This window comes from Erysipelothrix sp. HDW6C (assembly GCF_011299615.1).
GTDB lineage: Bacteria > Bacillota_I > Bacilli_A > Erysipelotrichales > Erysipelotrichaceae > Erysipelothrix.
Genome location: NZ_CP049861.1, coordinates 2,109,102 through 2,123,160 on the forward strand (window position 1 = coordinate 2,109,102; position 14,059 = coordinate 2,123,160).

Annotated in this window: 15 protein-coding genes; all 15 read right to left on the reverse strand. The window is 39.2% G+C overall.

What is annotated here, in order from left to right; genetic code table 11:
* Window position 1: 1 nt before the first annotated feature.
* Window positions 2-781 (reverse strand): phosphonate ABC transporter, permease protein PhnE, encoded by a 780-nt coding sequence (phnE, locus tag G7062_RS10070; RefSeq protein ID WP_166065793.1) that lies wholly within the window; start codon window positions 779-781, stop codon window positions 2-4.
* Window positions 771-1,544 carry a phosphonate ABC transporter ATP-binding protein gene (gene phnC, locus G7062_RS10075; protein ID WP_205700128.1) on the reverse strand — a complete coding sequence of 258 codons (774 nt, stop codon included), beginning with the start codon at window positions 1,542-1,544 and terminating at the stop codon, window positions 771-773. The genes phnE and phnC overlap by 11 nt, the downstream gene beginning before the upstream one ends.
* A 67-nt stretch (window positions 1,545-1,611) precedes the next feature.
* Window positions 1,612-2,520 carry a phosphate/phosphite/phosphonate ABC transporter substrate-binding protein gene (locus G7062_RS10080; RefSeq protein WP_166065795.1) on the reverse strand — a complete coding sequence of 303 codons (909 nt, stop codon included), beginning with the start codon at window positions 2,518-2,520 and terminating at the stop codon, window positions 1,612-1,614.
* Between the two features lie 152 nt (window positions 2,521-2,672).
* Window positions 2,673-3,323 carry a histidine phosphatase family protein gene (locus G7062_RS10085; protein WP_166065796.1) on the reverse strand — a complete coding sequence of 217 codons (651 nt, stop codon included), beginning with the start codon at window positions 3,321-3,323 and terminating at the stop codon, window positions 2,673-2,675.
* Window positions 3,304-4,356, reverse strand: a complete 1,053-nt coding sequence (locus G7062_RS10090; RefSeq protein WP_166065797.1) for a PTS fructose transporter subunit IIC — start codon at window positions 4,354-4,356, stop codon at window positions 3,304-3,306. Before G7062_RS10090 ends, G7062_RS10085 begins: the two co-directional genes overlap by 20 nt.
* Window positions 4,357-4,373: 17 nt before the next feature.
* Window positions 4,374-4,688, reverse strand: a complete 315-nt coding sequence (locus G7062_RS10095) for a PTS fructose transporter subunit IIB (RefSeq protein ID WP_166065798.1) — start codon at window positions 4,686-4,688, stop codon at window positions 4,374-4,376.
* The gene (locus G7062_RS10100) at window positions 4,685-5,149 is read right to left on the reverse strand and encodes a PTS sugar transporter subunit IIA (protein WP_166065799.1); all 465 of its coding nucleotides are present in this window, start codon (window positions 5,147-5,149) and stop codon (window positions 4,685-4,687) included. The genes G7062_RS10095 and G7062_RS10100 overlap by 4 nt, the downstream gene beginning before the upstream one ends.
* Window position 5,150: 1 nt before the next feature.
* Window positions 5,151-7,079 carry a PTS sugar transporter subunit IIA gene (locus G7062_RS10105; RefSeq protein WP_166065800.1) on the reverse strand — a complete coding sequence of 643 codons (1,929 nt, stop codon included), beginning with the start codon at window positions 7,077-7,079 and terminating at the stop codon, window positions 5,151-5,153.
* A gap of 15 nt (window positions 7,080-7,094) precedes the next feature.
* A complete protein-coding gene (locus G7062_RS10110) occupies window positions 7,095-7,700 on the reverse strand; it encodes a bifunctional 4-hydroxy-2-oxoglutarate aldolase/2-dehydro-3-deoxy-phosphogluconate aldolase (protein ID WP_166065801.1) in 606 nt (201 codons plus the stop codon).
* Window positions 7,701-7,765: 65 nt separating this feature from the next.
* The gene (locus tag G7062_RS10115) at window positions 7,766-8,800 is read right to left on the reverse strand and encodes a hypothetical protein (RefSeq protein WP_166065802.1); all 1,035 of its coding nucleotides are present in this window, start codon (window positions 8,798-8,800) and stop codon (window positions 7,766-7,768) included.
* Window positions 8,793-9,689, reverse strand: coding sequence for a sugar phosphate isomerase/epimerase (locus G7062_RS10120; protein ID WP_166065803.1), 897 nt, complete (start codon window positions 9,687-9,689; stop codon window positions 8,793-8,795). Before G7062_RS10120 ends, G7062_RS10115 begins: the two co-directional genes overlap by 8 nt.
* A gap of 91 nt (window positions 9,690-9,780) precedes the next feature.
* A complete protein-coding gene (locus G7062_RS10125) occupies window positions 9,781-10,479 on the reverse strand; it encodes a response regulator transcription factor (RefSeq protein WP_166065804.1) in 699 nt (232 codons plus the stop codon).
* A gap of 1,180 nt (window positions 10,480-11,659) precedes the next feature.
* Window positions 11,660-12,004: a hypothetical protein gene (locus tag G7062_RS10130; RefSeq protein ID WP_166065805.1), complete on the reverse strand. Its 345-nt coding sequence runs from the start codon at window positions 12,002-12,004 to the stop codon at window positions 11,660-11,662.
* The gene (locus G7062_RS10135; protein WP_166065806.1) at window positions 12,001-13,044 is read right to left on the reverse strand and encodes an acyltransferase; all 1,044 of its coding nucleotides are present in this window, start codon (window positions 13,042-13,044) and stop codon (window positions 12,001-12,003) included. The genes G7062_RS10130 and G7062_RS10135 overlap by 4 nt, the downstream gene beginning before the upstream one ends.
* 94 nt (window positions 13,045-13,138) lie before the next feature.
* Complete coding sequence (locus tag G7062_RS10140; RefSeq protein WP_166065807.1) at window positions 13,139-14,059, reverse strand: sensor histidine kinase KdpD; 921 nt, start codon at window positions 14,057-14,059, stop codon at window positions 13,139-13,141.

Here is a 14,059-nt window from a genome sequence, read left to right on the forward strand (position 1 = left end):
ATTACATCACCTTCTTTCGTAGTGATTCACTGATAGCATCACATAAGAAGACAATTGCTAAAATGATAATTATAATTACTGAAACACGATCATAGCGATCCTGAGCGAGTGCAGTACTTAAAAGGACACCAATCCCTCCAGCACCCACGTAACCGAGAATTGTCGAAGCACGTACGTTTACTTCTACAGCGTATATTGCATAACTAATGATACTTGGGAGTACCTGTGGGAATATCGCCCACCCCGCCGTTTGCAAACGGCTCGCTCCGATACTTTTCGTAGCCTCAATGGGTCCCAAATCGATGGTCTCAATGCTCTCATAGATAAGCTGCGAGACCATCCCAAATGTAAATACGGCAATCGTTAGAATACCTGTGACTTCGCCAATTCCAATGATTGCAACAAATAATGCAGCAAGAAGTAAGTTTGGAACTGTTCTAACAATACCAAGTAAAAACCGGATGATCTGTGAAAAGATATTATTTTCAGTCGCAAATTTTGTGGCTAGAAACGCAAACGGAATGGCAAATGCAGTTCCTAAAACTGTCCCGACAATTGACATTTGGATTGTTTTTATAACTGGATTAATGAGCTGGGGAACGTAAGAAAAATCAGGTTGCATAAACCGTTTCAAAAAAAGGACCATTTGATCAAGATTGCCCAACAATTCAAATAACGAAGCATCCGTTAATGAAATACACGCGGATACAAGAACCAACACCAACAATGTCGTCATAATCTGTTTGGGTAGTTTGTAATGTACTGTATCCTTAAGCTTCATCTTGGACTTCCTCTTTAAGGATATCAGCCCCATAGATTCCCATAAGAACTTCATCCGTTGCTTCAGTTGGTGTCCCGTCAAATACAACCTTTCCATCACGCAAACCGATAATACGAGTTGAAAATTGACGCGCTAACTCCACTGAGTGAACATTAATCAAGATTGTGACGGCATCACGTTCATTGATTTCTTTGAGGTCGTTCATGACGCGTGTGGTAGTAATGGGGTCAAGGGACGCAACGGGCTCATCCGCGAGGATTAAATTAGCTTGCTGAACAATAGTCCGTGCAATAGAAACACGCTGCTGTTGACCCCCCGACAACGCATCACATCGTTCGTGAAGTTTGTCTGATAGATTTACGCGAGCTAACGCATCGTTTACCAATGCATAGTCTTCCTTTGTAAAAAGACCTAAGATACTTCTCCAGCTTGAATAATAGCCCAAACGTCCTGATAGAACATTTCTTTGGACAGTGCTTCGCTTTACAAGGTTAAAACTTTGAAAAATCATCCCGATCTTTCGTCGTGCAATTTTCAAGTCTTTTTTATTCGCCTTGGTAATCGAAGTACCATTAACTAAAATCTCCCCTTCTGTCAATTCAATCAAACGATTAACGGTTCGAAGCATGGTGCTCTTTCCAGCACCGGATAAACCGATAATTGAGACAAACTCTCCCGATTCAATTGACAACGAAACACCATCTAAACCCACAACCCCATTGTCGTATGTCTTCGATGCATTGATAAATTCTAACATATTCATGCTCCTTCATATTCAAATAAAACACCCTTTGAGGTGTTTTATTGATGCTCAGTTTCAATACAATGGATTACTCTGCTGCTTTTTTAGCGTAAGTATCGATAGTATCGTAGTTCTTTTCATCTGCTTCAACATAGCCTTTATGACTCCACATTGACATTGCTTCAAGTCCTGCTTCATCTTTTGACATGTTTAAGAATACTTCTTTAATTTGTTTAATGAGTGCTTCGTCTGTTCCTGGCTTCACTGCAATTGCATCATTAGGAATGTCACCATCTGATAAATGAAGCACTTTGAGTTCATCCATTAAATTATGACCTTCAAATTTCCCTCCGAAGACAACACGCGCACCTTGGAATACAAATGCAGCATCTTGTTGACCATTTAATACAGCTGTGATTTCACTTGGAATATCATTGACGATTGTAAGTGTTGTTTCTGTAACAGGATCAATACCCGCCATACGCATTTCTGCAACAGGATAGATATAGCCACTTGCTGAGTTTGGTTGTAAGGTAACAATTTTTTTACCGACCAAATCTTGCAAAGTATTCAATCCACTGTCTTTTCTTACAAGAATCTCTGCTTTAAAGGTTCCAGTAAGTTTGTCCGCTTCTGGTAATCCAGTTTCCGGATTGAATGCACCAAGTTGTGAGGTTAAGATAGCTGTAGCAGCACCTTTTTCACGCGCTTGTAAATAAGCTGCTGGAGGCATGATTCCAATATCGACTTTTCCCGATGCCATGGCCTCAACAATTGTTGAATAATCCGTAGCCAATGTAACTTGAACTTCGCGACCTAATTTTTCGGATAGATACTCAGCAAATGGTTTTGCTTTTGCTTGCATACTTCCATCATTATTAGTCGGTACGAACTGTAATACGAGTGGTTTTTCAGCATCGTTTTTCGCTGAACAACCTGTCAGTACCACTGCAAATAAAAGTGCAGATAATACATATTTCATGAATTTTTTATTCATAATCTCCTCCGGTCATTTTGACTCTTAAATAGTACCACACTCTGTGTCATTTCCAAGTAATTTGCCGTAAACTTATGTAAAGTTTCTGTTAACAGACTCCACAATTCAGATTTCAGAGACTTTATCGTGTATCTCGATAAGAAACCCACATTCTAAAATGTGGGTTTCGCTGTTCGACCAATATACTCAGCAGCATATTGATCATTCTCATAAGTTATTTTTGTAACACTTGCATTTGGTAAACTTTCGTACAGATTTACTTCAATGCCCATCACTTTAAGAAGCATGGCCAATGTTACACCATGACTCACAATCATAATCACACTTTCTTCACGCTCATGAATCATTTTTAAGACGGACTCACAACGATTCTGTAACGTGTCGAGTGTCTCAGCTTCAAGATTCTCCGGACGATGAATACGACCCATGCGATGAAACATGCCCTTGTCCATAAATTCTTGCAGTGATGATTCATCCAGCATAAGTTTTTCCCAAAGACAGATTCCTTTAGCACCTTCTTCATTTCCAAAGTACAGTTCTCTCAGTTGTGTTGTCGTGATGTGTGGCTCTGCAACGACTCGAACCTCATTGACAAGATTTGCTGTATCAATTGCGCGCTTACTATCACTGGATACGATCAAATCTATTCTGTGATCCTTCAGATACTTCCCTAGTTGCTGAGCACCCTCAATTCCTTCTTGTGTTAGATCAATATCCGACCATCCTTGCATGCGGCCAAAATGATTGAATAATGTTTGGCCATGCCGCACAAGATAAAGAGTCTTAGGCTTGTACTGGCTCATTGACATTCTTTTTGAAAAGACCCAATAAGAGCGCAGTTACGATTGTTCCAACAATAATTGCAACTGTAAACCATATCTTTCCATCTACAACAGGTAATGTAATAAAACTTCCGTGTGGAACCGGTGATTTAACATTCCCTAAGGCTGCAATAACTGCCCCTGTTGCAGTACCGATCATGGTTGCAGGAAGCACATGTTTCAAATCGGATACAGCAAAGGGAATTGCCCCTTCTGTGATTCCAAAGAACCCCATAAGCCCTGCAGTCTTCGCAGTTGTTCGCTCAGCATCTGTCCATTTATTTTTAAAGATAAGTGTTGAAAGGAAAATCCCCATCGGTGGAATCCCTGGACAAACGCGATAGATACCGTTTGGCTCATAAATTCCTTGGCTCATCATAGCGATTGTAAACATCGTAACTGTTTTCGATACAGGTCCACCCATATCAAATGCATTCATAAATCCAATTGCGATTGCCAACAAGACTTTATTTGTCCCATTTAGATTGGCTAAGAAATTAGTTAACCATTCCATCACTGTGCTTAATGGATTCGCAATAATATAAATATAGCCAATTCCCACAACACCAGTTGCCAGAATGGGGATAATTAATATAGGCATAATGGTGCGAATGGAGTGATGTACCTTCCATCCTTTCATCCATTTTACGAAATAACCAACAACAATTCCAAGGAGTAGTGCTCCCAGGAATCCAGCTTTTGCCCCTGTCTCACCTACTGGGTTATTTGAAACAAACCCAAGAATGAACCCCGGTACAAGCCCTGGACGTCCCGCAATTGAGTACGCAACATACGCTCCCAGAATTGGAATCATCATATTTAAAGCTGCTTTACCGAGAAGGTTAAGGTTCTGCATAAATGGATTGGTTACAACGTATCCCGTATCCGTAGCAGTACCACCAATTAATGAAATTGAGAATAAAATTCCCCCAACAACGACTGCAGGCATCATATATGATGTCCCCGTCATTAATGCTTTCTGTATATCTTTAAATACTTTCTTTGTATTCGACACACTAACTTCCTCCTATATTATGCTAATCCGTAGTGTTTCAAAGCAGCATCGATGACAGCTCCAGCATTGGATATCGCATCGTTAACTTCCGCATTGAAGATATTACTGTCTTCAAATCGTTCTTCGCCCTCTATTGAGATACTTACAGCAAGAATGATCATATCTGCTTCAGCAATTGTTTCTTCTGATAACTCGTTTTCAACCCCAATACTTCCTTGTGTTTCAAATTGATGTTCATAACCACGGCGTTCACACTCAGCAATGAGCGCTTCTTGAGCCATGTATGTATGGGCAATCCCTGTAGGACATGCTGTTATTCCAATTACTTTCATATTTTGTCTTCCTCTCTTAAGTCTTGATTAATTTTATCAAGCACTTCGAATGCTGCTTCCGATGTTTGGCAAGCTAGCAAGCTGTTTATAAATGTTTCTTTCATAAGATTTCTGCTGATGCGTGATAGGAACTTCAGGTGCAGTGCATCATTGTCGTGTCCTTTAACGCCCAACAAGAATACAAGACGAATTGCTTTCTCGTCATCACTCCATAGAATCGGTTCTTCAATTTTCGCAAAAACAATGAATGGTTCAACAACCACGTCACTTTTCCCATGGGGAATTGCAACTTCATTTCCGATTGCTGTTGAGAACTCTTCTTCTCTTTTATTCACAGCGGAAACAAACTGTTCCGTATCCGTGATAAGTCCTTGATTCAATAATTCATGTGATAGCTTCGCAATCACATCTTGATAGTCTTGATATTTTTCGTTTACAAATACTAATTCTTTACGTAGCATTTTAGTCCTCCGCTATTAGAAACTCAATAAAGTCTTGAGTTGTCATCCCTGTTGCTAAACGCTGTGCGAGTTTGTCAGATTTTATGAGAGCATAAATTTCTTCCAAAATACCACGTGATACATAGAGATCATTTTCGGCAACATTGAAGAATATTGCCATTCTTATTGAGTGATTATTCCATTTAATGGGGGTATCACTAAACCATACCGCAACAGATGTTTGCAGTACGTGTTTGAGTTGCCCGTGGGGAATCGCAATACCATGGTTGGTATCTGTTCCCCCTGCACTTTCGCGCTGCAATACTGATGTAAGATAATGTTGGTCAACATAACCTTGTGCTTCAAGTTTGCCAACCATAAGCTTGATGATATTTTCTTTATTCATATGTTCTTCCGATTTTGTGACTAACGACGGAATTAAAAATTTTCGCAGTGTTTTAAAGGAGCTGGATGTGTAATCGTCACTGGCAAGAAACCGCTCGCCATAAAACGCACTGATGTTCTTGATATCTTCATCGCCAATCAACGGTGAGACGTGAATGGTGGGGACATTTGTAATTGATAAATCAACGGTGGTAATGATAAAGTCTACCGCACTGACATCAGCATGTTCTGCTTTGTCAACTGTTGCTGTTTCAATAATGTCCAATGGTGGGAGAATTTTACGAATGCGATTCAGAATCATTTGTGAGGTCGTATAGCCATTGGTGCAGATGATGAGGACGCGTTTGCTGCGTTGTTCTAAGTCCACTATATTTTGGAAGTGAATCATCAAAAATCCAACTTCATCTTCTGTAAATCGTACCCCGAGATGCTCACTTTCACTTTCCAGAACCAACCATGTCAAATTAAACATCATGCCAAATTCTAACTTTATCTGATTGGTCAAGTTGTTTTTAATGTTAACTCCAGTTTTCAGACGAAATACGGCTGCGTTTAAATGATGCAGGATGTTTTGAACATTTTCTTGATATTTGAAAATCTCGATCCCTGTTAAACGTTCCATCTTGGCAATGATGTTTAAGAAACTGTCATTGTATTCGAAATAACCTTTTCGATAGTTTACAAACTCAATTCGATTGGCAATCAAATGTTGCGAGAGAAACTTACAGTCGGCATCACTGAAAGTTACAGGGTAATGCGATGAGATAATGGAAAGGATTTCTTTGGCAAGAAGAATATTGGGGAGTTCCATAATTTCGTTCAAAAACAAGTTTTGATACGACTCATTGATACTCTTTCCTTTACTGCTACGAAAGGTCATAACGACCAGTGTGTTAATAATATTAATCAGATAGTGATCTGCAGGTACATATATCCGCGATTCACTAAATTCCTTGGTGATGTCATAGCAAGTGTCCACAAGCTGATTGCCATACGTCTGGCGTAAAAAATCAAGAATACTACTCAAGTAGCGTTTGTTTCCCAATCGTTTAATGGCGTAGTCATTGAATTGAATCAGCAGTTGTTGCTGTTCTTCTTCAGTACCTTCAATGTGGATTCCAGCTTTACTGATAATCAAACGGGCTGTGCTCCCATTTTCAATGGATCGTTTGATAATATCGAGATCATTACGAATTGAACTGACGGAAACATAGAACATGTTTGACAACTCACTCATCGTACGACGCGCTTCATCGACAATTAAGAGTTTTGCGATCGCTTCACGTCGCGATTCAGTGTCACTTACTTTTTCAAGTGATTCCACAGCTTCAAGAGCATGATGCTCTGTTTGCTCCACTGCCAATCCCTTGCCAGGAATCGATTTCAGTCGATATCCACTGGCTTCTAAATCTGGAGTAATGGTTTCAATATCGGCATAGACCGTCCGTTTTGATACGCCGAGTATATTTGCATACTCAGCAACCGTCATAATCCGTTGTTGCTGTTTTAACAGTGCTATCAATTTGCGTTGCCGTGTTGTTACCATTATTGTTACTCCGATCTATTGAATTTGATTGACAAATACCTGCAATGATTGTTTAAGGGCAATCACATCTTGTGCAAGGATGTCTTCTTTTTTGAAAATGCCTCCTGCTGTACCAATGTATTGATATCCCGATTCAAAATGCTGTTTAACATTTTGCGCATTTACACCACCCACTGCCATTAACTTTAGCTTCCCTAAGGGTTCCATAACTTTATTGGCATAGGCCATACTAAATTCATTGGCTGGGAATACTTTAACAATGTCTGCTCCAAACCTGAATTGTTGCATAATTTCCGTTGGTGTCAGTGCAGCTGGAACGGCTATAACATCGTGGTCATGGCAATATTGAATCATTGCTTCTGTAAACGATATTGGTGATAGCACGAATCGTGCACCCGCCTTAATGGCCTGTTCCAGTTCGTCTGCTGTTACAACTGTTCCAGCTCCGATATTAAGTCTATCGTTAAACTCTTTGGAAATTCTTGCAAGTGTGCCCAAAGCATCAGGAGAGTTGAGTGTTATTTCAACATTCTTTACATCGCTTCCAGCCAACACCTCGCAGACTGTCTTCACTTGTTCATACGTGTATCCACGTAAAATCATTGTTGCATTACCTAACATATTTATACCTCCATGAACCCATTATAATGTGTTTAATTCTTGGCACCGACTACATCATTGCAACATCATCTTGCAATTTTTTGTCGTCGATACACATCGAGAATTTCGTCCTTAATTTCTGGATCAATGGATGTAGTTTGTAAGTAGTGCACTGCATTGTCTGTTTCGATGTCACTATCATATACCAAAGCAGCCGCAATTGTCTCAATTAAAACATTGGAATGAAGGTTGCGATCAATCATGATATTTAGTGGTTTAATAAATCGTTCTGTTGGACCCAGCTTGCGAATCACATCTCGAGTATTGCGTTCAATTGTGTCAGCAATCTCAGTGTTGGAGAATTTTCGAAAAGCATTCATTGCAAACTCATGTTGCTCTTCAAGAGGCACTTTAAAATAAAATGCTAAGGCCTGGTTCAAGGTATCCAAGTATTGATGTGCTTTATGGTTAATGGTTGGATCATTGGCTGCTTCATGCAGATAGGTGTAACCTTTAAGGTAACCCAAATACGCAATGATTGCGGAGAGTCCGTTGTATGTAAATATCTTACGTTCCATAAATTGCGCAAAGTCAGCAATGGGTATCGATGGCATGAAAATATCTTGCGTACCAGTGCGGGCATCATAGGGTAAGTACGTGATGTCTTCGGACATAATATCGCACAATGATACAGTATTGGTTGTACAGAAAATTGCAAATGGGATAATATTTGCTGTTATTCCATGGACCTCAAATAAATTTCGAAGAAATCCTCCCGTATCGGTTCCATTCTCAAATGTTGCAAGCAAGGGGATATCCTTGAAGTGTCTTACAATCCAGTCTACCACTTCAGGAAGATTGCTTTCCCCAACCGAGATAGCAATACAATCAAAATCATCGACGTCAAATTCCGCTTCCATAGAATAGGCTTTATAACTTGAGATTATCTTTGAGGCACGCTTTTCGCCATAGTAATCTATAGTATAAGTACCCAACTCATTAAGTTGTGTTACTAGCTCTCTATCCTTATCCACGAAGGTTATCAAACTTTTTGAATCAAGATATTGCGGTATAAACCCTCGCCCTGTCTGTCCTGCACCAATAATTAAGACTTTACGCATGTTCCACCGCATTGATTGCTTCTGTGATTAAGGCGTAGCATTGGTCCTCGAGGTTCCAGACATTCTCGCGACGCGTTTCACGTATCTCAACTGAAACGTAGACTGTGTCTTGATGATTGCTTGTTGCATTCAATGTTTTGAGAATGCTGTTTGCATAATCTTGATTGAGAAAACCAGCAGGATCGATGTCCATATGCCAATCACCGTAGCACTCATCATCCTTATCCAGTACAGCATTTGAGAAGTGGACACGCGATATATATGGGGCAAGTGTTTGCAAGGATGTCGCTACCTGATCTTCATTCAACATGACATGGGCACTATCCCAGCAGATTGAAAGTTTTCCGGTTGTAAATAACGATTGGTCAAACCGTTTCAAAAAATCATGTGTTTGAGATGTGGTTCCAATTACATTATTTTTGTGAGCAAAAGCATCCAAGGGCTCAATGATAATATTTATTTCTTTATCTTGCATCGCAATATAGTCAAGAATCTCATGAACCGACTTTTCGAATGCATTCATCTCTGCAGACCTGTCGCCCTTTGTTTTTCCGCTAGCAATACCGATTGTATGAACATGTGTCTTGATGGATTGATCGATCATTTGTTTGATTCGAGTTATTGTAGCAACTCGCAATGTTTCATCAGTACTTGCAGCACACAACCCCTCACGATCCAATTGCCCAGTCAACCAATAAACCGTTTGCCATTGATTTAAACGATTGAAAACAGGAACCAATGCATCTCCCTCGACGACACGGGTTTCAATACCATCATAGCGTCCAGATTTTGAAATGTGTTCATACACTGAAATCAAATCTGATTCATCTTTCGTCAGTGGGTCGCATACATTTGAAACGAGTAGTGCTTTCTTATAAGTAATTGTCATAAATTTACCTCCACCTTAATCTTAGGAGGAATCATGGCGTGCAAACACTAAAAAACTGCAACAATGAATGTTGCAGTTTTGTTTAAGTCTATTACTGTTTCCACATATATCCAACACCGCGAACGGTACGGATTTGATGATTTGGCATTTTACGACGAATGTTTTTAATATGAACATCAATCGTACGCGTATTAAAGTCAACAGCTTCCATTTGAGCTTCACCGAAAAGTGATTCGACAATATCATCACGCGATACCACACGATTGTTGCAATCCAACAGAACATTTACAATATCCCATTCGGTAGTTGTAAGGTTCTCGCTATTTTGGACTCCAGAATTGATTTGATTGAATCGCGCATCTCCAGATAACATGTTGTAGCGCGCTACTGCATCGATTGTATTACTGTTTGTTTGGCAATCATTCATAATGTATTCACAGATAACATCTAAGCAACGATCTTTTGTTAAGAATAGATTGACAGAGTCGCTAAGTGCTTCCACTGCCTTCTCATCAGAGTAATCAGTAAGTAACACACGACGAACATCTCGGTTTCTATTTTTGGCTACGCGTAGAAGTCCCATGCCTTGCATATCATCAACGCCATCTTCAATATGATACTCAGATATAATTAAGCGGTATTGGTTACTTAAAATCATTTGCAATGCTTGGTCGATTGTATTTGTAATGTCTACCTCGCAGTTCTTCTCTGTGTTTAGTTTTGATTGTAATCCTTTTGCAAAGTTTACATCATTGTCAATTACGAGTACTTTAATTTTTCGATAAGTCATAATGTGTTTCCTTTCTGCTCATTAAGCATTCCCATTCATAGGATTTAGTTAAACATTTGTTCTCTAACTGGTGCCGCTTTTTGATCTCGCAATTTGTATTATTGCGCTTGAACTTTGTGATGCACATTGAACATAATCTTCATGTTTACATTACCATCTTAATACACCTTCTTGAAGAAGTGAAACAACGAATCTCTATACAAGATATTACTAAAAGTTATAATATCTTTAAACGGCATTGGAAGTGGATATTTTTAATGGTCAGGTGCAAGTTTACACTGAAAAATACTTTTGAAATCATACTTGAAATTCATATATTTTACATAAGCTATAAAAAAAACTTACTGTTCAGTAAGTTTAGTTACATGCAAAGCCTTCATCAAAGGCCTCCTCATAGATATCATAAATATTATCATCACTCTCATCATCAACATCGTAAATTTGAAGCGTACCATCCGCTCCTTCTGTATACTTAACACCAATGAAATAGTATTCTGATTTGTTATTCCCATATCTATTCTGATAATTGACAGTATAGATTGCGCCTTTACCATTCGCAGCTTGGCATCCTTGATAGAATTCCGTCGTAAAACTGGTTATATAATTATGTGTTACTTTATATTGATAATTGTAATTAACATAAGATAGTAAATAGTCGTCAATTGTTCCTGAACTAATATTTGCTCGGCTTGGACTTGCACCACTTGCTCCAGAGTAATAGGTAGCACCTGAGCGGTAGGTCGCACCTGAGCGATAACTTGCTCCAGAGTTTCCAACGATTGGTGGTGTTTGTGTTCCTGTTGTAGGTGATTGTGTCCCCGTTTGTGGAACAGTTGGTTTATCCGTACCTGTTTGACTTTTTGGTGTTTCACCCTTGGTTGTCTGATTAGCTGTTTCGACACCGGGTGTCTGTTGTGTTGGGTTAACGCCTTGTGTAGGGTTGTTTTGGAGTAAAAGATAGATTACTGCCCCGCTAGTAATGTCACCATCAATGAAAGTGCACCGATGATGATTTTATTCATTTTTCTCAAAATATTCCTCAGTTCTAATCCCCTGTCAGTATATTGTAGACCTTTAGATAATAAAGTCAAATTTGGTTAAATGTTCACATGCTTGCGTGAGCCGTTATCCTTTCAGTACCCGAACAGAATAAAAAAGCAGTAACGCATCAATATATGCATTACCGCTTCTGTTGACTAATATAGAGAATATCATGGCCAGCACTATTGGTACGATGCCATGTAATGAAATCATTATAGAATACTTGTGCAGTACGCGATAGTTTCGGAATGACTGCTTTCTCAACTCGTTTCAGCCATGATAGCCATACTGTGAGATCAATACACAACGCATGTTCAATATCGAAGAATGATTGAATTTCGCCACTGACAGGATGAACGCAAGGAAAAAGAATATCAATGGTTGGTAGAATCCACTGAAGCATAGCCTCCTGTTCAATTACAAGTACAGATTCACTTTTGCAAATGGACTCACTATCGCTTAGATTGAATGAGATTCCACTCATGGTTGAATCGCCTTTTTGTAGGACGTAAAACGTATTCGTAGATACTCGCCCACCTCAACGGCAATATGTGTCAGTGCAAGTACGAGAACAAAGCGCATCAATCCAAACTGCATCCAAACAGAACCCAGTCCGATCACACCAAAGAACCATTCACAAAATGTCAAAATGAGGAGGTGTCCAAAGTAATAATTGGTACTCCAGCGTCGTAGTACTTTAGTATTAAAAGGAACCGTAACATTTAAGGTACATACCCACTTAAAAATAAAATAACTAAGGGGTGCTAAGAAAACTAGTGCGTTACTATCATGACCACGATTGTAGTAGATCCATGTGCCTTCGGCAATAAGTCCAGCTAGAGATAAAAGCATGCCAAGCCACAGAGTACGCTTGGTTGATTTATTGTCTTGATCACTGATCACATACCCAATGGTAATAAAAATCGGTGCAAAGAAGAGCCCATTACGGGGTGTTACAAAAATACCAAGATAGGTGTCAATAAGCGTCAACAAGTAGGTATTGGCAATGAGTTCGCGGTGCGTCTCAAGGCACGCAAATGCATAAAGTAAGATAACCAAAACGTAGACAATGCGTTTGCTCATATGCTTCATCAAATAGTCAACGAACCAAAGTCCAAAAAGCAGTGCAGGAATATACCAAAGATGATAGTATGCCCCAATATAAAAGAATGCAATAACCAATGCAACAGGATAGAGATAAAGGGGAATATCAAAGTTAGCCGCAATGTATTGCAATCCAAGCGGAAGATATACAAGGCTCCAAAAACAATAAATTTTGAAAATCGACTTAACGTACTGCTTCAGATATTGAGGATTGGATTTCATTTTATGTCGTACAAAGAAAGCTGATGAGACAAAGAACAGTGGTGTAGCGACACGACAGATCCCATTTACAAATACATGATTTACCAAAGGCCAATGTTCAAATATCGGACCTACGTGGATAATTATGACCATAATTGCAGCGATATACTTCATGATATCAATACTGGAACTATTATTATCATTTTTACCTGCAAACATACAATCACCCCGTTCGTTACTTACAGTCTACGTGACAAGAGTTAAAAAAGTATGTAATAAGTCTTAACAAATCCTTAAATCGTTAGCGCTTTTGTTATACTTCATCGTTTCGATGGTGATTTCCTTTAGGTATTGCGATGCGAAATGCGATTATATTCCCATTTAACGTGACACTTAAGGCGCAATCAACAAGTTCAAGCAATTCTTTAACAATCGCTAAACCAAGCCCCGACGCTGATTGACTTCGTGCCAAATCATCACGATATGTACGCTCAAACAAACGCTCAATGTCAATGTTGTGGTTTTTGGGTATGCCGTTCTCAAATGAAATAAGATAGTTATTTGTTTCTATAGTAGTCCGAATGGTAAATGGACCCCGCCCATATTTAAGTGCATTACGAATTAAATTGCTATAGACGCGCTGCAGCACCTGCGCATCACTCCATACAATATGTGCCTCATCAGGAACTGAAATAATAACACTCTCAAAATGTGTGGATAATTCATCATAGTAAAGGGCAAGCTGGTTTTGAAGGACCACAAAGGGATTAATTCGTTCAAGGTTGAGTGGATACTCGTGGGATGCAACCAAACTCATGGTATAAAAGTTTTCAATCAGAAGATTCAACGTCTTGATGCGATCCTCTATAATTTTCAAGTAGCGCTGCCGATCATCAATATGTTCGTTATTTTGAAGCATCTGAACATATCCGAGCATCGAAGTAAGTGGAGTTTTAAAGTCATGGGCAATTGAGGAAATCATCGTTTTATTTTGATTATCGATAAGTTTGTTGGTGGATTCGGTCTTCGCAATAAGTTGAATCAAGCGATTGACCTCCCCTAACAATTCACTCTCATCGCGATTATTTCCAGACTTACGCACTTCCATGCGTGAATTACCTTCATTCACAATATGAAGATGGCGATTGATACTTTTAATCTGCGCGCGATAGTAGAATGTTCGAACAGCAAAATAAATCATGAGAATGCTAAGAATTATAACTAACCACTCCAT